This window comes from Pseudomonas sp. JV414 (genome assembly GCF_032424305.1).
GTDB lineage: Bacteria > Pseudomonadota > Gammaproteobacteria > Pseudomonadales > Pseudomonadaceae > Aquipseudomonas > Aquipseudomonas lini.
This window is the reverse complement of record NZ_VYKC01000020.1, coordinates 76,334-99,141: the sequence shown is the minus strand read 5'-3', so window position 1 is coordinate 99,141 and position 22,808 is coordinate 76,334. Positions and strand designations below refer to the sequence as shown.

Genomic DNA, 22,808 nt, shown 5'->3' with positions numbered 1-22,808 from the left:
GAGCGAGGCTTGCCCGCGAAGAGGCCCTCACGACCACGAAGATCGTGCTTGGACGCTGGCCGGCTTTGGCCTTCTTTTGGGAAGGTGGCGCGAGATAGTGATCGAGTGCACGGATTGCGGCGTCGTGGAGCTTTTTGGAATTGAGGCAGGCGTAGGGGGAAACGGATTCGTTTTCCATGTTTGTTTCCACATCTTCTACGTCTGTTTCTGGGAGATCGGGATTGTCTTTGATCATGGTGGAGCTCCTAAAAAATTGGAGCGACCGACATCACTTATTGATGCGGCGCCTATAAGCGCCTAACAATTCTTCGGGCTTGCAGTCCCGGTCACTGCATTGGCAGCGACAGCCAAAGGTTAGAGAACCCACTTCCGACGGACAACCTGAAAGTATTGTGGGAAGGTTCTGATGTTTTGCCTGATGAATAAACGCCATCACTTATCCAAGCGGACAGCAAAAACCCGACCTAGGCCGGGTTCTTGCCATGCAGCTTAAGCTCAGGAAAACGTTGCGCGCTGCTCAGCTTCGTAGTGCCTAGTCTGGAAAGGCATGAGGGATTGAGCCTTCAAGCCAAGGCCTTCATTCAGCCCCCAAGCAATGGCGAGTTCATCACGGCGCCGACGAAGCGGTACGGTTGCTTGCGGTATCACTTCATGCTTGGAAGTCGAGTGTGCAAAAAGCTCAATAGCGTTAAGGGTTTCCGACACGCGGCTATCAGACACGCAGGCAAAGCGAGTGAATCGTTCGAGCAGATAACCTGCACGTCGAACTTCCACCTCATCAGAGTGGCAGTTCAGGAACGCTGTCACCTCACTTTCAAGATTCAATTTCGAGTACCAAACAGCTTTAGCCGCGCTCACAAGCGCCGCGTCATCTGCTTGATTTAGAGGACGTTTGACCAATGTGTCCAAGGCGGATGAGAGGACGTGGCCGTTAGCGGGCTTCGTCATCTGTATTCTCCAAGTAGTCTTGCAAAATATGGGTAAGAACGGATGCTGGTGGCTCTTTGTTGCCAACATATACATCAATCGCCTGCAATGCCAGTCGACGAAGCTCGGTGGTCACTATGAAGCCAGCCCGGAGAAGCATCATGATATCGCCAACGTCTTGATCTGTGGCCCTGCCCAGTTTGGAGATGGCAATGTCGATAGGTGCCGCAATGTGAACGTGCAACGGAGACTCAACCGGGAACTCTATGAGAGGAATACTCCGTCCCCAGTAATCCTCGTGAATGGGACCAAAACTTGTGTTGTATTGAAGGTCATAGTTCAGCTCCATCAATCGACCGGTTCGCTCATCGACAAATTGCTCAGGAACCTCCGCGAGCAAGGTCTGAAGATGGAGGCCTTCAGGGACAGAAGCTTCATAAATCTCGGCATCGACGTCTGTGGAAACACGATGATTTGTGTAGAGGTGAACGGCGCACCCACCGAACACGATGACTTTCACCGCCCCTGATTCTGCGCTCTCAAGTGCCAGCTCTGCTTCGACGGATTTGAACATCGAAATCAAGGCCCGTCCCAACGTCGTGCTCGTATTAACGCGGGGAGTGATTACGTCAGGCAATATCATTTTTTTGAACCTCAATCACTGATATGGGCGCCTGACAAACTATCTGGCAGCTTGAATTGGCAGCGATACCGAAACGTTAGAGAGGCCACTTCCGACGGACAACCTGAAAGTATTGTGGGAAGGTTCTGATGTTTTTTCTGATCAATAAACATCGTTGCCTGTAAGGCCGTCTTCGCGGGCAAGCCTCGCTCCTACAAGGGGGGCGGTGTATGTCTGAGAGAGATTGGTCGGCTGTCAGGCCGCCATCGCGGGCAAGCCCGCTCCCACAGTGGAGCGGTGTGCACCCGCCTCTCACCACTCAACAGGCCGAGCGTTAGCTCGCCTGCCGCTTTTGATCTGGCTTTTGATTTTGATCCACCCGCCCCTTCGGGAGGCTGAGCGGAGGTGTTCATCTGGGGATTGGCGCGCAGCGCCGTTCGACGCAGTCGAACCCATCGCATGTAGGTCGTAGCGAAGCAGACCGTAGGGCGATGCCCCCAGATGGATACCGGAGCGAAGGAACGCCGAGCCTCAGCGAGGGGCCGGACGCTTGGGGCGAGACCTTTTGGTTCCTTTTGGGGCGTTTGCCAAAAGGGACTCGCCGTAAGGGCGAAACCATAAGCCGCCATTACCGCAGAAATGGATATGTACTCAACCAACAAGAACCTGGTCGGCCCTAAGGCCGCCACGCCCTAAATCGCAGCCAATAAAAAACCCGCTGAAATCACTTTCAGCGGGTTTCTCATTTCAGCGGCCAGGAAGATCAGAAATCTTCCAACCGCCATACCTCATAAGCCGGCGTCTCATAGGGATGGCTCTCTTTCAGAGCCACCACCACCGCCCGAATCAACTCATCGCTGACCACAAGCTCAACCTTCCATTCCTCAACCTGCTCGACCTGCCCCGCTTCGCCAATGAACGGCTGACTGCCATCCAGTGGACGAAACTGACCCAACCCGAACACCTGCCACGCGCAGTGATCATAAGCCCCGATCCGTCCACCACCGGCAGCGAACACAGCGCTTTTGACCACCTCGACATGACTGGCCGGAACAAAAAAGCTGAGCTTGTACACGGCGCTTAGTTAACCCAGACGCGCGCGTTACGGAACATACGCATCCAAGGTGCGTCTTCGTTCCAGTCTTCCGAACGCCACGAGTTCTGCACGGCGCGGAATACACGCTCCGGGTGCGGCATCATGATGGTCACGCGACCGTCACGGCTGGTCAAACCGGTGATCCCGCGCGGCGAGCCGTTCGGGTTGGCCGGATAGTTTTCGGTGACCTTGCCATGGTTATCGACGAAACGCATCGCCACGCAACCCGACAGATCGGCTTCCAGCAACGCTTCTTCGCTGGCGAACTCGGCATGACCTTCACCGTGTGCGATAGCGATCGGCATGCGCGAACCGGCCATGCCTTGCAGGAAGATCGAGTTCGACTCCTGGATCTGCACCATCGCCACGCGAGCTTCGAACTGCTCGGAACGGTTACGCACGAAGTGCGGCCAGAACTCGCTGCCCGGGATCAGCTCGTGCAGGTTGGACATCATCTGGCAACCATTGCACACGCCGAGGGTGAAGCTGTCGTTACGTTCGAAGAAGCCCTGGAAGGCATCGCGAGCGCGGCTGTTGAACAGCGCGGACTTGGCCCAGCCCTCACCGGCACCCAATACGTCGCCGTAGGAGAAACCACCGCAAGCCACCAGACCTTTGAACTCGTTCAGGTCGACACGGCCGGCCAGAATGTCGCTCATGTGCACGTCGATTGCGTTGAAACCGGCGCGGTCGAACGCGGCCGCCATTTCCACCTGACCGTTGACGCCCTGCTCACGCAGCACGGCAACCTGAGGGCGAATGCCTTTCTTGATGTAAGGCGCGGCGACGTCCTGGTTGACGTCGTAGCTGAGCTTGACGCTCAGGCCCGGGTTGTCTTCTTCCAGCAGCACGTCGAATTCTTGTTCGGCGCAGTCGGCGTTATCACGCAGACGCTGGATCTGGTAGCTGGTTTCAGCCCACTGACGTTGCAGCAGACGACGCTGACCTTCGAACACGGTGTCGCCGTTGAACGTGATGCTGATCTCGCCGTTGTTCATCGGCTGACCGATCACCGACACGCAGTCACCCAGGCCAGCTGCGCTGAACTGCGCGAGGATATCTGGAGTGGCGTCCTGGCGAACCTGGATCACAGCACCCAGTTCTTCGTTGAACAGGATTGCAGCGATGTCGGCGGAGGTTTCTGCCAGACCGTCGAGGTTCAGGCTCAGACCGCAGTGACCGGCGAAGGCCATTTCCACCACGCTGGTCAGCAAACCACCGTCGGAACGGTCGTGGTAAGCCAGCAGGTGACCGTCGGCGTTGAGGCCCTGGATCACAGCGAAGAAGGCTTTCAGGTCTTCGGCGTCATCGACGTCCGGGGCCTGCTTGCCGAGTTTGCCGTGAACCTGAGCGAGGATCGAAGCGCCCATGCGGTTCTGACCGCGACCGAGGTCGATCAGGATCAGGTCGGTGGTGCCCTTGTCCATGCGCAGTTGCGGGGTCATGGTCTGACGGATGTCAGCCACGGGCGCGAAACCGGTCACGATCAGCGACATCGGCGAGGTCACGGTCTTGTCGACGCCGTCGTCGTTCCAGCGGGTGGCCATGGACATCGAGTCCTTGCCCACCGGAATGGTGATGCCGAGGTCCGGGCACAATTCCATGCCGACTGCTTTCACGGTGTCGTACAGGCGCGCGTCTTCACCCGGGTGACCGGCGGCAGACATCCAGTTCGCCGACAGTTTGATGTCGGAGATTTTGGCGATGCGCGACGCCGCGATGTTGGTCAGGGTTTCGCCGATGGCCATGCGGCCCGACGCCGGAGCGTCCAGCAGAGCCAGCGGAGTACGCTCGCCCATGGCCATGGCTTCACCGGTGTAGACGTCGAAGCTGGTGGCGGTGACGGCAACGTCAGCCACCGGAACCTGCCACGGGCCGACCATCTGATCACGGGCCACGAGGCCGGTGATGGTGCGGTCGCCGATGGTGATCAGGAAGCTTTTGCTGGCCACGGCCGGGTGATGCAGAACGCGCTCGACGCAGTCGGCGATCTCGAGGGTCGACGGATCGAAATCGTCGCCCAGCTCGTTTTCGCGAACGGCCGAACGGTGCATGCGCGGGGCTTTGCCCAGCAGCACTTCGAGCGGCATGTCCACCGGGCTGTTGCCGAAGTGGCTATCCGTGACAGTAAGCTGCGGTTCGGCAGTGGCTTCGCCGACCACGGCAAACGGGCAACGCTCACGTTCGCAGATCGCCTGGAAGCGTTCGAAGTCCGCAGGGCCGACTGCCAGAACGTAGCGTTCTTGGGATTCGTTACTCCAGATTTCGTGCGGGGCCATGCCCGGCTCGTCGTTTGGAATGTTGCGCAGTTCGAAGCGACCGCCACGGTTGCCGTCGTTGACCAGTTCCGGGAAGGCGTTGGACAGACCGCCCGCGCCGACGTCGTGGATGAAGCTGATCGGGTTTTTGTCACCCAACTGCCAGCAACGGTCGATGACTTCCTGGCAGCGACGTTCCATTTCCGGGTTTTCGCGCTGTACGGATGCGAAGTCCAGATCCGCCGAGCTGGTGCCGGTGGCCATGGAGGAAGCAGCGCCGCCGCCCAGGCCGATGAGCATTGCCGGGCCGCCAAGAACGATCAGCTTGGAGCCAACGGTGATCTCGCCTTTCTGTACGTGTTCGGCACGGATGTTACCCATGCCGCCGGCCAGCATGATCGGCTTGTGGTAACCGCGAACTTCGTCGCCACGCGGGGTGGTGATCGATTGTTCGAAGGTACGGAAATAGCCGGTCAGGGCCGGACGACCGAATTCGTTGTTGAACGCGGCGCCACCCAGTGGGCCTTCGATCATGATGTCCAGCGCGGTAACGATGCGCTCAGGCTTGCCGTACGGCACTTCCCACGGCTGTTCGAAGCCCGGGATTTGCAGGTTGGACACGGTGAAACCAGTCAGGCCAGCCTTGGGCTTGGCGCCGCGACCGGTTGCGCCTTCGTCACGAATCTCGCCACCAGAGCCGGTGGACGCGCCCGGGAACGGGGCAATCGCGGTCGGGTGGTTGTGAGTTTCGACTTTCATCAGGATGTGCACCGGTTCCTGCACCGCGCCGTACTGACGGGTTTCAGGGTCCGGGAAGAAACGGCCGGCAACGGAGCCGACGATTACCGAGGCGTTGTCCTTATAAGCCGACAGAACACCTTCGCTGTGCATCTGATAGGTGTTCTTGATCATGCCGAACAGGCTTTTTTCCTGGCTCTGACCGTCGATATCCCAACTGGCGTTGAAGATCTTGTGACGGCAGTGCTCGGAGTTTGCCTGGGCAAACATCATCAGCTCGATGTCGTGCGGGTTGCGCTTCAAGCCGACGAAGGCAGCGACCAGATAGTCGATCTCGTCTTCGGCCAGGGCCAGGCCCAGCTCGGTGTTGGCTTTTTCCAGCGCGGCGCGGCCGCCACCCAACACGTCGATCGCGGTCAGGGGCTTGGGTTCGGCATGGCTGAACAGGCCGGCGGCTTGTTCAAGGTTGTCCAATACGATCTGGGTCATGCGGTCATGCAGCGCGCCTGCGATCAGCTGCGCTTCGGCGTCGCTGAACTGGCCGGCGACGTAGAACGCAATGCCGCGCTCCAGGCGCTGGATCTTGGTCAGGCCGCAGTTGCGAGCGATGTCGCTGGCTTTACTCGACCACGGCGAGATAGTGCCGAAACGTGGCAACACCAGAAACAGACGACCGGTTGGCTCTTGTACTGGAACGCTTGGGCCGTACTTCAGAAGGCGCGCGAGCACCTGCTGTTCGTCGCCGGTCAGGACGCCGGTAACTTCGGCGAAGTGAGCGAATTCAGCATATAAGCCACTGACAGCCGGAACCTTCTGGCTCAGTTGCTCAATGAGTTTGCTGTGGCGAAAGGCAGAAAGGGCAGGAGCGCCGCGCAGGATCAACATCTTCGGGACAGCCTCGGGAAGGGGTGTGCTTTGAGGCCGTGCATTCTAGCCTAAACCGCCCGCGACAGCACCCGAAACGGTACGCACGGCTGCACCCGAACGTCGGGCCGGGTATTCGGGCCCTGAACAGGAGCGCTCCGAGGGTTATTTTTTCTGTCACAAAATGCTGTTCGGGCCCATTCCTGCGGGCTCCAAGCGGGTTTTAGACTCTCTAGCAGACAAGCCCTTCGCTGTCGAGATATGGCGCTCGTGGTCCTTTGCGTATACTGCGCAGATGTTTTCCCCAACGGCTTTGCGTCCGCGGTACGCCAAATGGCTGATCGCAACCGGACTCTTCCTGGTGCTCGGTGGCTGTGTTGATAAACCCAACACGCTGGAGCGCGTAAAGGAGGATGGCGTGCTGCGGGTGGTTACCCGTAACAGTCCCGCCACCTACTTTCAGGATCGCAACGGTGAAACCGGCTTCGAATACGAGCTGGTGAAGCGTTTCGCCGACGATCTGGGGGTCGAACTCAAGATCGAAACCGCCGACAATCTCGACGACCTGTTCAATCAGGTGGGCAAGCCCAATGGCCCGGTGCTGGCTGCTGCCGGTCTGGTCAGCAGCGAGCAACGCAAACAGCAGGTGCGGTTCTCTCACTCTTACCTTGAAGTCACCCCACAGATCATCTACCGCAACGGTCAGTCACGGCCGACCGACGCAGGCGATCTGGTCGGCAAGAAGATCATGGTGCTCAAGGGCAGCACCCACGCCGAGCAACTGGCGGAGCTGAAAAAGAAATTCCCTGGCATCCAGTACGAAGAATCCGACCAGGTTGAAGTGGTCGACTTGTTGCGCATGGTCGATGAAGGCCAGATCGACCTGACCCTGGTCGATTCCAACGAAGTCGCGATGAACCAGGTGTACTTCACCAACATACGGGTCGCCTTCGATCTCGGTGACGCCAGCAATCAGAGCTGGGCCGTGGCCGCCGGCGAAGACAACAGCCTGCTCAACGAGATCAATACCTATCTCGACAAAGTGAAGAAAAACGGCACCCTGCAACGCCTCAAGGATCGCTATTACGGGCACGTCGACGTGCTGGGTTATATGGGCGCCTACACCTTCGCCCAGCATCTGCAACAGCGGTTGCCCAAGTACGAACAGCATTTCAAGACGTACGCCAAGAAAGAGAAAGTCGACTGGCGCTTGTTGGCCGCGGTCGGTTATCAGGAATCGCTGTGGCAAGCGGCAGTCACGTCGAAGACCGGCGTGCGCGGATTGATGATGCTGACCCAGAACACGGCGCAAGCCATGGGCGTGTCCAATCGCCTGGACCCCAAACAGAGCATCATGGGCGGCGCGAAGTACCTGGCCTACATGAAGGAGCAACTGGATGAATCGATCCAGGAGCCGGATCGCACGTGGTTCGCGCTCGCAGCCTACAACGTTGGCAGTGGTCATCTGGATGACGCGCGCAAACTGACGGCCAAGGCAGGGTTGAACCCGGACAAGTGGCTGGACGTGAAGAAAATCCTGCCGCGCCTGTCGCAGAAACAGTGGTACAGCAAGACTCGCTATGGCTACGCCCGGGGCGGCGAGCCGGTGCATTTCGTGGCGAACATCCGTCGTTACTACGACATCCTGACGTGGGTGACGCAGCCGCAGCTCGAAGGCAATCAGGTCGCCGAGGGCAACCTGCATGTGCCGGGGGTCGACAAGACCAAGCCGAGCCAGGAAACCCCTCCGCTTTAAATCTTCGCCGCCTTCAAAGACGCCATCGCGGGCAAGCCACGCTCCCACAGGTCCGCGTCGAACACACAATTGTCGTTCAACCCGGACCCGTGGGAGCGTGGCTTGCCCGCGATGGCAGCGCCGCCGATCTAACCTTTCAACTCAGCCGCCAGAATCAGCGCCTTCATCTCCGACACCGCCGACTTGAACCCGACGAACAACGCGTGGGCCACCAGCGCATGGCCGATGTTCAACTCGTTGATGCCCTTGATCGCCGCAACCGCCTCGACGTTGTGATAGTGCAGACCGTGACCGGCATTGACGATCAGCCCTTGGGCCAGACCGAATGCCACGCCATCGGCCACGCGCTTCAGTTCTTCAGCGACTTCGGTTGGCGTCTCGGCATCCGCATAACGCCCGGTGTGCAATTCAATGGCCGGCGCACCGACACGACGGGACGCTTCGATCTGCCGCTCGTCTGCGTCGATGAACAGCGACACTTCACAACCGATCTTCGCCAGACGATCCACCGCCGCCTTGATCCGCTCCTCCTGCCCTGCCACGTCCAGACCGCCTTCGGTGGTCAGCTCCTGACGGGTTTCCGGGACCAGGCAAATGTGCGCCGGACGGATGCGTTCGGCGAACGCCATCATTTCTTCGGTGACGCCCATTTCGAAGTTCATGCGGGTTTGCAGCACGTCCTTGAGCAGCAGCACGTCGCGCTCCTGAATGTGCCGGCGGTCTTCGCGCAAGTGCACGGTGATGCCGTCAGCGCCCGCCTCTTCCGCGTCCAGCGCTGCCTTGACCGGATCCGGGTAACGAGTACCCCGGGCCTGACGCAGGGTGGCAACGTGGTCGATGTTCACGCCAAGAAGAATGCGATTGCTGGTGGTCACGGAAGCGCTCCTGAAATAAGGGAAAGTTCGGTGCACAGCATACGGGGAGACTACGGCTTGCGAAACAACTCGCGACTGACCAGCGGACGACCGCCCAGATGGACAGCAAGCGCCTGACGCATCAGGCGCTTGGCAGCAGACAACGCGCCAGGGGCGGACCAGTCAGCGTCGGCCATGGCCAGCAGTTCGATGCCATTGAACAAACCGGGTTGCAGCAGATAGACCCGCTCCAGACCCGCGTCCACCTGTAGACGGTAGAGGCCATCCGGCGCGATGGAGTCGCCGTGAATGTCGGTGTTCAATGCAAAGCCATAACCGAGGTCGTCGAGCAGACGCCATTCGAAGGAGCGCAGCAAAGGCTCCAATGGACGGCCTTCGGCCAAGGCGAGCAAGGTCGCGGCGTAGTGATCGAAAACCGCGGGATGAGGGTCTTCGGCCGGTAGCAGACGGATCAGCAATTCGTTGAGGTAGAGGCCGCTGAACAGCGCCTCGCCGTTGAGCCAGGTGGAAACACCGGCGCTTTCCATGCGACCGACGTTTTTCAACTCACCCCGACCACGGAACTCGACTTCTAGCGGAACGAACGGCCGCGCCAATGTCCCGGCCTTGCCCCGCGCACTACGCAACACCGCCCGCAGCCGACCTTGCGGTGTAAGGAAATCCACCAGCGCACTGCTTTCGCGGTAGGCGCGGCTGTGGAGGACGTAGGCGGGTTGGCCGATGGGGGCTTGAGACATGGAAGTCAGGGTTCTCAATGACGGAGCGCAGTTTTAAAAACAACCCAAAACCAATGTGGGAGCGGGCTTGCCCGCGATGGCTGACTTACATTCAACATCTCTGCTGAATGTTACATCCTCATCGCGGGCAAGCCCGCTCCCACAGGGTTCTACGGTGCAGCGCAGACCGGTGTTACAGGTCGCCATAACCCAGCGAACGCAACGCACGCTCGTCGTCGGACCAGCCGCCCTTAACCTTAACCCACAGGTTGAGCATGATCTTGGAGTCGAACAGCAGCTCCATGTCCTTGCGCGCCTCGGTGCCGATACGCTTGATGCGCTCGCCCTTGTCGCCAATGATGATTTTCTTCTGGCCGTCACGTTCGACGAGGATCAAGGCGTGGATGTGCAGGGTTTTGCCCTGCTGCTTGAACTCTTCGATTTCCACGGTGATCTGGTAAGGCAGCTCGGCGCCCAACTGGCGCATGATTTTCTCGCGCACCAGTTCGGCGGCGAGGAAACGGCTGCTGCGGTCAGTGATCTGATCTTCCGGGAAGAAGTGATCGTTTTCCGGCAGGTGCTCGGCGATCACTCGTTCCAGCGCGTCCAGGTTGTGCCCGTGCTGGGCCGAGATCGGCATGATCTGCGCGTTCGGCAGCTGTTCCTGCAACCAGCTCAGGTGCGGCATCAGCTCGGATTTGTCTTCGATACGGTCGGTCTTGTTCAGCGCCACGATCAGCGGGCCGGTCACGTATTGAACGCGCTCGAGGACCATCTGGTCTTCGTCGGTCCACTTGGTGCGGTCAACCACGAAGATCACCACGTCGACGTCTTTCAACGCCGCCGAAGCGGTCTTGTTCATGTAACGGTTCAGGGCCTTTTCGCCACCCTTGTGCATGCCCGGGGTATCGACGTAGATCGCCTGAACGGCGCCTTCGGTCTTGATGCCGAGCATGTTGTGACGGGTGGTCTGCGGCTTGCGCGAGGTGATCGCCAGCTTCTGACCCAGAATGTGGTTCAGCAGCGTGGACTTGCCCACGTTGGGACGGCCGACGATGGCAACATAGCCACAGCGAGTTGCGGTTGAATCAGTCATTGCCATTCTCCACACCCAGGGCAATCAGTGCTGCTGCGGCCGCTACCTGTTCGGCAATACGACGACTCACACCCTGACCTCGGCTTTTTTCATTCAGTAAGGTGATTTCACATTCGACGAAGAACGTCCGGCAATGTGGCTCACCCTGGATATCCACCACTTCGTAACGTGGCAGCTCACAACCACGGGACTGCAGGAATTCCTGCAGGCGGGTTTTCGGATCTTTGTTGGTGTCGACCAGCGTCAAGCCTTCGAACTCCCCGGCCAGCCAGGCCAGCACGCGCTCACGCGCCATGTCCATGCCGGCGTCCAGGTAGATCGCACCGATCAGCGCTTCCAGGGCATCGGCCAGAATCGACTCGCGGCGGAAACCGCCGCTTTTCAACTCGCCGGAGCCCAGGCGCAGGTATTCGCCCAGGTCGAAACCACGGGCCAGTACGGCCAGGGTCTCACCTTTCACCAAGCGTGCGCGCAAGCGCGACAACTGGCCTTCGCGGGCCAGCGGGAAGCGATCGAACAGCGCCTCGCCAGCGACGAAGTTGAGGATGGCATCACCGAGGAACTCCAGGCGTTCGTTGTTGCGCCCGGCAAAGCTGCGGTGAGTCAGGGCCAGGACCATCAGTTCCTGGTCCTTGAAGGTGTAGCCGAGCTGACGCTCTAGACGGCTTAAGGAGACGCTCACGGTTTACCCACGCTGAGTTCGTGGCTGGATTCCACCGCCATCGCCGTGGTGCGGCGCAGGCTTGGGACAATTAACGCTGTGTTCAAAAATAACGTCCTGAATATCGTTGTTTTCATGCTTCTGTCACCGGTTATGCCGACTCCAGAAATGCATTCGGCGCTGTGTTCAACAGCGCCGTGTGTGATTACTTGATCAGGCCAACCCGCGAGAAATTCGGCAGGTGACTGAGTTTGGGTTCCGGCCAGCTCATCCAGACTGCGAAGGCCTTGCCGACGATATTCTTGTCGGGAACCATGCCCAGCAGATCCTTGGGAATACTCGGATCATCCCAGTAGCGACTGTCGTTCGAGTTGTCGCGGTTGTCGCCCATCATGAAGTAGTGCCCGGCAGGCACGGTCCACGAACGATCCGGCGCTGCGCGGTAGCGGCTCATTTCCTTGCGGATAAGGTGCTCGGCGATGCCGAGTTTTTCCTTGTAGAGCTCGGCGCTGCCCAACGTGCCCGGCTCGGAGCCGACCAGTTGTTCGGCGATCGACTCACCGTTGACGAACAGACGCTTGTCAGCGGTGTAGCGAATCTGGTCACCCGGCAGGCCTACCACACGCTTGATGTAATTGACGTTCGGGTCGCTCGGGTAGCGGAACACCATGACATCGCCGCGCTGCGGATCACCGACTTCGATGACTTTCTTGTCGATCACCGGCAAGCGGATACCGTAAGAAAACTTGTTCACCAGAATGAAGTCGCCGACGTCCAGGGTCGGTTTCATCGAGCCGGAAGGAATCTGGAACGGTTCCACCAGGAACGAACGCAGCACCAGCACGATGAACAACACCGGAAAGAACGACTTGCCGTATTCGACCAGCAGCGGCTCTTTGTTCAGTTTCTCGACCACCACCATGTCAGCCTGGCTGACGCTACCCTGGTAAGAGTTAATGGCAGCCCGGCGCCGTGGCGCCAGGAACAGCAGATCGAGCAACGCCAACAAGCCGCAGACGAACACGGCGATGACCAGCAACAGCGGGAAATTTAGTGACATAGGACCTAACTATCCAACCTGAGCACTGCAAGGAAGGCTTCCTGTGGAATCTCCACGTTACCGACCTGCTTCATGCGTTTTTTACCGGCCTTTTGCTTTTCCAACAGCTTGCGCTTACGGCTAACGTCACCGCCGTAGCATTTGGCCAATACGTTCTTTCTGAGTGCCTTGACGGAAGTCCGCGCAATGATCTGCCCGCCGATGGCGGCCTGGATCGCGACGTCGAACATCTGGCGCGGAATCAGTTCTTTCATCTTCTCGGTCAACTGGCGACCTTTGTAGTGCGCATTGTCGCGGTGCACGATCAGCGCCAGGGCGTCGACCTTGTCACCGTTGATCAGCACATCCAGTTTCACCAGATTAGCTGATTGATAACGGTCGAAATGGTAATCCAGCGAAGCATAGCCACGGCTGGTGGATTTCAGACGGTCGAAGAAGTCGAGGACCACTTCGTTCATCGGCAAATCGTAGGTCACTTGTACCTGGGTACCGAGGAACAGCATGTCGTGCTGCACGCCACGCTTTTCGATACACAGGGTGATGACGTTACCCAGGTGCTCTTGCGGCACAAGGATATTGGCCCGCACGATCGGTTCACGCATGTCTTCGATCGACGACAGGTCCGGGAGCTTCGACGGGTTATCGACGTAAATCGTTTCGCCGGTTTTCAGCAGCAGCTCGAAAATTACCGTCGGCGCGGTGGTAATCAGGTCCAGGTCGTACTCGCGCTCCAGGCGCTCCTGGATGATTTCCATGTGCAGCATGCCGAGGAACCCGCAACGGAAGCCGAAGCCCAGGGCGTCGGAGCTTTCCGGGGTGTACTGCAGGGACGAGTCGTTGAGCGTGAGCTTTTGCAGGGCTTCACGGAAATCTTCGAAGTCGTCGGAGCTGACCGGAAACAGACCGGCGTACACCTGCGGCTGAATGCGTTTGAATCCTGGCAGCACGTCAACGTCTGGCGTGGAGCTCAAGGTCAAGGTGTCACCGACCGGTGCACCGTGAATGTCCTTGATGCCGGCAATGATGAAGCCCACTTCGCCGGCCTTCAGGTCAACGGTGGCGGTGTGTTTCGGGTTGAAGACACCGACGCTGTCCACCAGGTGGATCTTGCCGGTGGATTTGACCAGAATCTTGTCGCCTTTCTTCACACGACCGTGACGCACGCGGACCAGGGAAACAACGCCCAGATAGTTGTCGAACCAGGAGTCGATGATCAACGCTTGCAGCGGATCTTCGTAGTTGCCGGTCGGCGCAGGAATGGTGTGAACCAGACGTTCGAGCACTTCGTCGACGCCCAGGCCAGTCTTGGCGCTGCACTCGACCGCATCGGTGGCATCGATGCCGATGATTTTTTCGATTTCTTCTTTGACGCGGTCCGGATCGGCCTGTGGCAGGTCGATCTTGTTCAGGACTGGCATGACTTCCAGGCCCTGCTCGATCGCCGTGTAGCAGTTGGCAACCGACTGCGCTTCAACGCCCTGACCGGCATCGACCACCAGCAATGCACCTTCACAGGCCGCCAGCGACCGGCTGACTTCGTAGGTGAAGTCAACGTGGCCCGGGGTGTCAATGAAGTTCAACTGGTACTTGATGCCATCGCGAGCGGTGTAATAAAGGGTGACGCTGTGGGCCTTGATGGTGATCCCGCGTTCACGCTCCAGGTCCATGGAGTCCAGCACCTGGGCTTCCATTTCGCGCTCGGCAAGGCCGCCGCACATCTGGATGAAGCGATCGGCCAGCGTCGACTTGCCATGGTCAATGTGGGCGATGATGGAGAAATTGCGGATATGACTCAAATCACTCACGGATCAACACTCAAAAAGGCTGCAGGCATAGCCCGCCGAAAAATAGCCGGGAATTGTACCTGATCCACGGCGCAAGCGTCACGTTTGCAGGTCAGACGGCGCGTACAAAAACGCCCCGGTCTTGCGACCGGGGCGTTTTGAGTGACAAGCAATCTCGGGAATAACCCGCGATCAACCGGCCCGGCGCAACAACCAGACCCCGGCCAGGGCACAGACACCGGCCGGTACCAGCACCGCAAACAGCGGCGAGAAACCGAATACCAGGCTCGAAGGCCCGAGCAAATCCTGAACGATGCGGAAGGTGAAGCCCACCAACACACCGGTAAAGACCCGCTGACCGAGGGTCACCGAACGCAGCGGGCCGAAGATGAAGGAAATCGCCATCAGCACCAATGCAGCGGTCACCAGCGGCTGCAACACCTTGACCCAAAACGCCAGCCAGTAACGACCGTTGCTCAGGCCCTGGTCAGCCAGGTAGTGGATGTAACTCCACAGACCGGTGATCGAGAGAGATTCAGGCGCCATCACCACAGTGCTCAGCAGTTGCGGGCTCAGGGCTACTTCCCAACGCTCCACCGGAGTCGTCACCACTTCGGTGTTCTTTTCATGGAACAACGTGGTCGTGACGTCGCTCAGCTGCCAGTGATCCGTGTCGAATTCCGCGCGCTTGGCGAAGCTCGAAGACAGCATGTGGCGTTGATCGTCGAAGCGATAACGGGTCACGCCGTACAGCAGGCCATTGGGTTGCACAGAGTTGACGTGAATGAACTCGTCACCCTGACGGTGCCACAGACCGTGCTTGGCGCTTTGCGCGTCGCCACTGCCCTGGGCCAGCGAGCGGTTGGCCTGAGCGGTGACTTCCGTGGCCGGCGCGACGTATTCGCCAATCACCAGCCCCACCGCCATCAGAAGCAGCATCGGCTTCATGACAGCCCAGACGATCCGCCCGAGCGATACGCCCGCAGCGCGCATGATGGTCAATTCGCTGTGGCTGGCCAGACTGCCGAGGCCGATCAGGCAACCGATCAGCGCCGCCATCGGCAGCATGTCGTACAGACGGCGTGGAGCGGTCAGCAGCACGTAGCTCAGGACATCCGCCAGCGTGTAGGTATCGCTGACGTCGCCCATCTCATCGATGAAGGCAAACAACGTTGCCAGACCCAGAATGATCCCCAATACCGCCAGGATCGCCATGAACACGCTGCTACCAATGTAGCGATCGAGCTTATCCACGGGCCACCTCCAGCGCACTGCGGCGACTCGCCATCTTCAAGCGCAATGGCTCCCAGTACAGCAAGCCCAGGCCGATGGCCAGGAAGATTGCATGCACCCACCACAAGCCCAATGCCGGCGCAATCTTGCCCTTTTCGAGGGCGCCGCGAGCGGCAATCAGGATGGTCAGGTAAGCCATATAAAGAAGAATCGCCGGCAGCAGCTTGAGGAAACGGCCCTGGCGCGGATTGACCCGCGACAGCGGCACCGCCATCAGGGTCACGATGAAGACCAGCAGCGGCAGAGACAGACGCCATTGCAGTTCGGTACGCGAACGGATGTCGTCACTGCCCAGCAGGGAACGAGTGGTCATCGCATCGCGATCGGTGACTTCGTCGCTGACGTCCGGCTTGGGCAGCAATACGCCGTACTCCTCGTATTTGATGGCACGGTAGTCGGCCTGACCCGGATTACCGTCGTAGCGGTAGCCGTTATCGAGGATCAGATAACGGTTGCCGTCGGGGCGAATTTCCTGACGGCCCTTCTCGGCCACCAGTACGGAAATCCCGCGATCCTTTTTGTCGGAGTTTATATTTTTCTGCGAAATGAACACGCCGCTCAGATTGATGCGGTCATCCGACAATTGCTCGGTGTAGGTCACCCGAGTACCGTCGCGCAGGGCCTGAAAGCGGCCGGGTTCAAGAGTATCGAACTCAGTCAGTGCGTCCTGTTTGTTCAGCAGCAACTGGAACTGGTTGGCACCTTGTGGCGCCAGGCTCAGGCTCAGCCATGCCACCATCAGCGCAACCAGCGTGGCCGGAAACAAGGTGATGCGAAACAGTCGCTGTTGGCTCATGCCAGTGGCGGACAGCACGGTCATTTCGCTGTCGAGGTACAAGCGACCGTAGGCCAGCAAAATCCCGAGAAACAGCCCCAAAGGCAGGATCAACTGCAGGAACCCCGGCAGACGGAAGCCCATGATCAGGAACAGTGAACCCGGATCCAGCTGGCCGGAAGCCGCCTGGGCGAGGTATTTAATGAAGCGTCCGCTCATGATGATGACCAGCAGCACGGCGCTGACGGCACTCAAGGTCAACAGGACTTCGCGGGATAGGTAACGGAAGACAATCAAACCAGACACTCCAGGGTTGTCAGGCTAAGCGGCCAAACAAACAAACGTATCAGCGGCCCGCAGGGCAGAGCCGCCGAAAAAGATGCGCATTATCCTGTGATTGGGTCCGCCTGTCACTGCGCATGCTCAAGCAGGCGCGTGAACCGCTGAAGTTCGTGCAGCCGAGGGTTGTCAGGCGCAGGCAGCGAGGTTCAAACTGCGGCCTTTGTCGCTGGCACTGCACCGGCGTATTTCTACTTATATAAGCAAGCCTCTGCGCATCGCGCACTTGGACCATTAATTCAGGGACCCGGACATGGAACTGGTTGTAAAAAGCGTTAGCCCGGAAACGTTGAAGACTGCCACGCTGGTGGTTGCCGTCGGCGAAGGCCGCAAGCTCGGCACTGTTGCCAAACAACTCGACGAACTGAGCGGTGGCGCCATCAGCGCCGTACTCAAGCGCGGCGATCTGGCCGGCAAAGTCGGCCAGAGCCTGTTGCTGCACAGCCTGCCCAACCTCAAGGCCGAGCGCGTGTTGCTGGTGGGCGTGGGCAAGGATGAAGAGCTGGGCGATCGCCCGTTCCGCAAAATCATCGCCGGCATCCTCAACACCCTTAAAGGCCTGGGCGGCAGCGATGCAGTACTGGCCCTGGACGAAGTCGTGGTCAAAGGCCGCGACAGCTATGGCAAGACCCGCCTGCTGGCAGAAACCCTGGTAGATGGCGAATACACCTTCGACCAGTTCAAGAGCCAGAAAGCCGACCCGCTCTCCCTGAAGAAAGTCACCCTGGTGACCATCAAGGCCGCACAGGCTGAAGTCGAACGCGCCGTGGCCCACGCCACTGCGATCGCCAATGGCATGGCCTTCACCCGTAACCTGGGCAACCTGCCGCCAAACATCTGCCACCCGATGTTCCTGGGCGAGCAAGCCAAGAATCTGGGCAAAGAATTCAAGAGCCTGAAAGTCGAAGTCCTCGATGAGAAGAAGATCAAGGACCTGGGCATGGGCTCGTTCTACGCCGTTGGCCAGGGCAGCGCCCAGCCGCCGCGTCTGATCGTCATGCAATACAACGGCGGCAAGAAATCCGAGAAGCCATACGCACTGGTCGGCAAGGGCATCACCTTCGACACCGGCGGCATCAGCCTGAAACCGGGCGCCGGCATGGACGAAATGAAGTACGACATGGGCGGCGCGGCAAGCGTGTTCGGCACCCTGCGTGCCGTGCTTGAGTTGAAACTGCCAATTAACCTGGTGTGCATCCTGGCCTGCGCCGAGAACATGCCGAGCGGCAACGCTTCGCGCCCGGGCGACATCGTCACCACCATGAGCGGCCAGACCGTGGAAATCCTCAACACCGACGCCGAAGGCCGTCTGGTGCTGTGCGATGCCCTGACCTACTCCGAACGCTTCAAGCCACAAGCGGTGATCGACATTGCCACCCTGACCGGCGCTTGTGTCGTCGCACTGGGTTCCCACACGTCGGGCCTGCTGGGCAACAACGACGAGCTGATCGGCCAACTGCTGAGCGCCGGCAAATCCGCCGACGACCGCGCCTGGCAACTGCCGCTGTTCGATGAATATCAAGAGCAGCTGGACAGCCCGTTCGCCGACATCGCCAACATTGGCGGCCCGAAAGCCGGCGCCATCACCGCCGCCTGCTTCCTGTCGCGCTTCACCAAGAACCTGAACTGGGCGCACCTGGACATCGCCGGCACAGCCTGGACCAGCGGCGGCAAGGACAAGGGCGCCACTGGCCGTCCGGTTCCCCTGCTGACCCAATACCTGCTGGACCGCGCCAAAGCCTGAAACCGATGACCTTGGGCGGCGTCACTTTCGGGTGGCGCCGCTCAGGGCTCAGGAACCGCAATGACCAAAGTCGACTTCTATATCCTGCCCAGCGCCGATCCTTCGGCACGGCTGGATTTCGCCTGCAAGCTCACCGAAAAAGCCTGGCGCATGGGCCATCGCATTTACCTGCACTGCAGCGATGCCGCCCAGCGTGATGACCTCGATGCACGTTTGTGGGCCTTCAAGGGCGAAAGCTTCGTGCCCCACGGTCCCGCTGAAAGCGAGCCGGAGGGTTTGATTGTCCTGGGTCTTGGCGATGACTGCGGTCAACATCAGGATCTGCTAGTCAATCTGGACCTGAAAGTCCCGGTATTTGCCAAACAGTTCGCCCGCGTGGCGGAAGTGGTGGTGGAAGATCCGACGATTCGTTCGGCTGCGCGGGAGAGTTTCCGTTTCTACCGCGAACAGGGCTATCCTCTGCAAGATCACCGTTTACAGCGACTCTGAGCATTCCGATGGACACTCCAAAACCGCAGCAAAATTCCGCGCATCTACTGGATGACCTCGAGTCGATCCGCCAACTGCTCGGCGATGACAACCTGCAACCGCCGTTGCTGACCGACACGGTCATTGAAGGTGATCAGGAACAGATCCCCATGCTGTTCGACACCGTCGGCAATGCGCCGCAACCGGTCGAAACGACACCACCAGCCGCGCAACCGTCGGCTGCCGCCAGCAAAGGCCCCGACGCCCTGCTGCACCTGGACAGCGAACTGCGCGCCGCCGCGCTATTGATCATGCAAGACGTGATCGACGACTTCGCCCCGCACATCGAAACCGAAATCAAACGCCGTCTTGATGCGCGGATGGAACGGTTGCTCAGCCAGTACGAATAAACACCACCATTCCAATGTAGGAGCTGCCGCAGGCTGCGATCTTTTGACTTTGATCTTCAGTGTTCTTGAAGACGCCAAAAGATCGCAGCCTGCGGCAGCTCCTACAGGGTTAGCCCCCCGCCCCACAAATTGCCTCCACATTTGATTCGCGTTGTTATTGATCTGCGCCCTGTCTGCACCTGCTCGCCCTACGCCCCACGCCCCGCTATACTTGCCGGCTTTTCCTGAATAAATGCCAATAGGGTCCCGCCGCGCATGGATAAGACCTACCAGCCGCACGCCATTGAAACTTCCTGGTACAACACCTGGGAGTCTGAGAATTACTTCGCCCCGCAAGGCGCGGGCGAGTCCTACACCATCATGATCCCGCCGCCGAACGTCACCGGCAGCCTGCACATGGGTCACGGCTTCAACAACGCGATCATGGACGCCCTGATCCGTTTCCGCCGCATGCAGGGTCGCAACACCCTGTGGCAGCCGGGTACCGACCACGCCGGTATCGCCACGCAAATGCTGGTGGAACGCCAACTCGAAGCCCAAGGCCAGAATCGCCACGATCTGGGCCGCGAAAAATTCCTCGAGAAAGTATGGGAATGGAAGGATCAGTCCGGCGGCAACATCAGCCGTCAGATCCGCCGTCTCGGCTCGTCCGTGGACTGGAGCCGTGAGCGCTTCACCATGGACGACGGCCTCTCGGAAGCGGTAAAAGAAGCGTTCGTGCGCCTGCACGAAGACGGCCTGATCTACCGCGGCAAGCGTCTGGTCAACTGGGACACCAAGCTACACACGGCGATTTCCGACCTCGAAGTGGAAAACCACGACGAAAAAGGTTTCCTGTGGAACCTGAAATACCCGTTGGCCGACGGCGCCAAAACCGCTGAAGGCAACGATTACCTGATCGTCGCGACCACGCGTCCGGAAACCATGCTCGGCGACGCCGCCGTGGCGGTTAACCCGAACGACGAACGCTACAAAGCTCTGATCGGCAAATTTGTCGAGCTGCCGCTGGTTGGCCGCCGCATCCCGATCATCGCCGACGATTACTGCGATCCTGAATTCGGCACCGGTTGCGTGAAAATCACCCCGGCCCACGATTTCAACGACTACGAAGTCGGCAAGCGCCACAACCTGCCGCTGCTGAACATCTTCGACAAAAACGCCCACGTGCTGCCGGCTTGTCAGGTGTTCAACCTCGACGGCACGCTTAACGAAAGCATCGACGGCAAGATCCCGGCCGAATACGCCGGCCTCGACCGCTTCGAAGCGCGCAAGCAGATCGTGGCAGCGTTCGAAGCCGCCGGCCTGCTGGTCAGCGTCGACGATCACGCCCTGAAAGTGCCGAAAGGCGACCGCTCCGGGACCATCATCGAGCCGTGGCTGACCGACCAGTGGTACGTCTCCACCAAGCCATTGGCTGAGCCGGCCATCGCTGCGGTTGAAGACGGCCGCATTCAGTTCGTGCCAAAACAATACGAAAACATGTACTTCTCGTGGATGCGCGACATCCAGGATTGGTGCATCAGCCGTCAGCTGTGGTGGGGCCATCGGATTCCGGCCTGGTACGACGAGTCGGGCAAAGTCTACGTCGGTCGCGACGAAGCCGAAGTGCGTGCCAAGAACAACCTCGGCCCGGACGTTGCACTGCAACAGGACAACGACGTTCTCGACACCTGGTTCAGTTCGGGCCTGTGGACTTTCTCCACGCTCGGCTGGCCGGAGCAGACCGAATTCCTGAAGAAATTCCACTCCACCGACGTGCTGGTGACCGGTTTCGACATCATTTTCTTCTGGGTTGCCCGGATGATCATGCTCACCATGCACTTGGTGAAAAACGAAGATGGCACGCCGCAGGTTCCGTTCAAGACCGTTTATGTGCACGGTCTGGTGCGTGATGGCCAGGGCCAGAAGATGTCCAAGTCCAAGGGCAACGTCCTGGACCCGCTGGACATCATCGACGGCATCGAGCTGGAAGAGCTAGTGCAGAAACGCACCTCCGGCATGATGCAGCCGAAACTGGCGAAGAAGATCGAGAAGCAGACCCGCGACGAGTTCGCCGACGGCATCGCCAGCTACGGCACCGACGCCCTGCGTTTCACGTTCTGCTCGTTGGCGTCGACCGGTCGTGACATCAAGTTCGACATGGGCCGCGTCGAAGGCTATCGCAACTTCTGCAACAAGATCTGGAACGCTGCGCGCTACGTGCTGGACAAAGGCGAAGACTGCGGTCAGAACGGCGAAGCCTACGAGCTGTCCCTGGCGGATCGCTGGATCATTTCGCAGCTGCAACGCACCGAAGCCGAAGTGACTCGTCAGCTCGATCAGTTCCGTTTCGACCTGGCCGCACAAGCCTTGTACGAGTTCATCTGGAACCAGTATTGCGACTGGTACCTGGAACTGTCCAAGCCTGTGCTGTGGGATGAAAATGCACCGGTCGAACGTCAGCGCGGCACCCGTCGCACGCTGGTTCGAGTGCTGGAAGTCGCGTTGCGTCTGGCGCACCCGTTCATGCCGTTCATCACCGAAGAAATCTGGCAGCGCGTCGCGCCGCTGGCCGGTATCGAAGGCAAGACGATCATGCTGCAACCTTGGCCAGTGGCCAATGAAGCACGCATCGATCAGGGCGCCGAAGACGACATCGAATGGCTCAAGGGCCTGATGCTCGGCACGCGCAACATCCGTGGCGAAATGAACATCGGTCCGGGCAAGCCGCTGAACCTGTTCCTGAAAAACGTCAGCGCCGAAGATCAGCGCCGTCTCACCGAGAACGAAGCGCTGCTGAAGAAGCTGGCGCGTCTGGAGTCGATCACCGTTCTGAAGGCCGGCGAAGAAGCACCGCTGTCCGCCACCGCACTGGTCGGCGAGATGGAAGTGCTGGTGCCAATGGCCGGCCTGATCGACAAGGACGCCGAACTGGCTCGTCTGGACAAGGAAATCCTGCGTCTGCAGGGTGAAGTTCAGCGAGTCGGCGGCAAGCTGTCCAACGCCGGTTTCGTTGACAAGGCTCCGGCCGAAGTCATCGAGAAGGAACGTGCCAAACTGGCTGAAGCTGAACAGGCTTTGGGCAAGCTGGCCGAGCAACATGCGCGGATTGCCAGTTTGTAACGGCAAGTCGCAATGAAAAAGGGAGGCCAGAAGGCCTCCCTTTTTCATGCCCGCCTGTTTCGCTTTGTAGGAGCGAGGCTTGCCCGCGAAGAACGATGACGCGGTCTATCTGTTGCACCGCGTTATCGTTCTTCGCGGGCAAGCCTCGCTCCTACGGGATCCCCCGCGCAGTCATTGTCTGTGGGACAATACCCGCCACTTTTAGCCATACCCGAATCGACAAC

17 protein-coding genes are annotated in these 22,808 nt (G+C 59.4%); 5 read left to right on the top strand and 12 right to left on the bottom strand.

Annotated elements, in window-relative coordinates; translation table 11 throughout:
- Positions 1 to 495: 495 nt before the first annotated feature.
- The 4 genes from F6R97_RS20175 to purL form a co-directional block, all read right to left on the bottom strand.
- Positions 496 to 948 carry a hypothetical protein gene (locus F6R97_RS20175; RefSeq protein ID WP_038981687.1) on the bottom strand — a complete coding sequence of 151 codons (453 nt, stop codon included), beginning with the start codon at positions 946 to 948 and terminating at the stop codon, positions 496 to 498.
- Positions 932 to 1,570, bottom strand: a complete 639-nt coding sequence (locus tag F6R97_RS20170; protein ID WP_315866983.1) for a DUF6036 family nucleotidyltransferase — start codon at positions 1,568 to 1,570, stop codon at positions 932 to 934. Before F6R97_RS20170 ends, F6R97_RS20175 begins: the two co-directional genes overlap by 17 nt.
- 742 nt (positions 1,571 to 2,312) lie before the next feature.
- Entirely contained in the window at positions 2,313 to 2,624 is a 312-nt protein-coding gene (locus tag F6R97_RS20165; protein WP_038981681.1) for a YqfO family protein, read from the bottom strand.
- Positions 2,625 to 2,629: 5 nt separating this feature from the next.
- Entirely contained in the window at positions 2,630 to 6,526 is a 3,897-nt protein-coding gene (gene purL, locus F6R97_RS20160) for a phosphoribosylformylglycinamidine synthase (protein WP_315866982.1), read from the bottom strand.
- A 274-nt stretch (positions 6,527 to 6,800) separates the two neighbouring features.
- Here purL and mltF point away from each other — a divergent pair, with 274 nt between their 5' ends.
- Positions 6,801 to 8,261: a membrane-bound lytic murein transglycosylase MltF gene (gene mltF, locus F6R97_RS20155; RefSeq protein ID WP_038981679.1), complete on the top strand. Its 1,461-nt coding sequence runs from the start codon at positions 6,801 to 6,803 to the stop codon at positions 8,259 to 8,261.
- Positions 8,262 to 8,389: 128 nt separating this feature from the next.
- Here the strand turns inward: mltF and pdxJ are convergent, their stop codons facing one another.
- From pdxJ to lptF, 8 genes are all read right to left on the bottom strand, one after another.
- Positions 8,390 to 9,136: a pyridoxine 5'-phosphate synthase gene (pdxJ, locus tag F6R97_RS20150; protein WP_315866981.1), complete on the bottom strand. Its 747-nt coding sequence runs from the start codon at positions 9,134 to 9,136 to the stop codon at positions 8,390 to 8,392.
- Positions 9,137 to 9,186: 50 nt separating this feature from the next.
- The gene (recO, locus tag F6R97_RS20145; RefSeq protein ID WP_048395438.1) at positions 9,187 to 9,873 is read right to left on the bottom strand and encodes a DNA repair protein RecO; all 687 of its coding nucleotides are present in this window, start codon (positions 9,871 to 9,873) and stop codon (positions 9,187 to 9,189) included.
- A 172-nt stretch (positions 9,874 to 10,045) separates the two neighbouring features.
- Complete coding sequence (era, locus tag F6R97_RS20140; RefSeq protein WP_008073130.1) at positions 10,046 to 10,948, bottom strand: GTPase Era; 903 nt, start codon at positions 10,946 to 10,948, stop codon at positions 10,046 to 10,048.
- Positions 10,941 to 11,630 carry a ribonuclease III gene (rnc, locus tag F6R97_RS20135; protein ID WP_010463056.1) on the bottom strand — a complete coding sequence of 230 codons (690 nt, stop codon included), beginning with the start codon at positions 11,628 to 11,630 and terminating at the stop codon, positions 10,941 to 10,943. The genes era and rnc overlap by 8 nt, the downstream gene beginning before the upstream one ends.
- 184 nt (positions 11,631 to 11,814) lie before the next feature.
- Entirely contained in the window at positions 11,815 to 12,669 is an 855-nt protein-coding gene (lepB, locus tag F6R97_RS20130; protein WP_038981676.1) for a signal peptidase I, read from the bottom strand.
- Positions 12,670 to 12,674: 5 nt separating this feature from the next.
- Entirely contained in the window at positions 12,675 to 14,474 is a 1,800-nt protein-coding gene (gene lepA, locus F6R97_RS20125; RefSeq protein ID WP_038981674.1) for a translation elongation factor 4, read from the bottom strand.
- A gap of 171 nt (positions 14,475 to 14,645) precedes the next feature.
- Positions 14,646 to 15,707 (bottom strand): LPS export ABC transporter permease LptG, encoded by a 1,062-nt coding sequence (lptG, locus tag F6R97_RS20120; protein ID WP_038981672.1) that lies wholly within the window; start codon positions 15,705 to 15,707, stop codon positions 14,646 to 14,648.
- Entirely contained in the window at positions 15,700 to 16,818 is a 1,119-nt protein-coding gene (gene lptF / locus F6R97_RS20115; RefSeq protein ID WP_038981671.1) for an LPS export ABC transporter permease LptF, read from the bottom strand. The genes lptG and lptF overlap by 8 nt, the downstream gene beginning before the upstream one ends.
- Positions 16,819 to 17,113: 295 nt before the next feature.
- On the opposite strand from lptF, the gene F6R97_RS20110 reads away from it, so the two are divergent.
- The 4 genes from F6R97_RS20110 (at position 17,114) to F6R97_RS20095 (ending at position 22,584) form a co-directional block, all read left to right on the top strand.
- Entirely contained in the window at positions 17,114 to 18,604 is a 1,491-nt protein-coding gene (locus F6R97_RS20110) for a leucyl aminopeptidase (RefSeq protein WP_315866980.1), read from the top strand.
- A gap of 60 nt (positions 18,605 to 18,664) precedes the next feature.
- Entirely contained in the window at positions 18,665 to 19,093 is a 429-nt protein-coding gene (locus tag F6R97_RS20105) for a DNA polymerase III subunit chi (protein WP_008072051.1), read from the top strand.
- An 8-nt stretch (positions 19,094 to 19,101) separates the two neighbouring features.
- A complete protein-coding gene (locus tag F6R97_RS20100; protein ID WP_048395432.1) occupies positions 19,102 to 19,482 on the top strand; it encodes a hypothetical protein in 381 nt (126 codons plus the stop codon).
- 255 nt (positions 19,483 to 19,737) lie between these two features.
- On the top strand, positions 19,738 to 22,584 hold the full coding sequence (locus tag F6R97_RS20095; RefSeq protein WP_048395430.1) for a valine--tRNA ligase: 2,847 nt from the start codon (positions 19,738 to 19,740) through the stop codon (positions 22,582 to 22,584).
- The last annotated feature ends 224 nt before the right edge of the window (positions 22,585 to 22,808 follow it).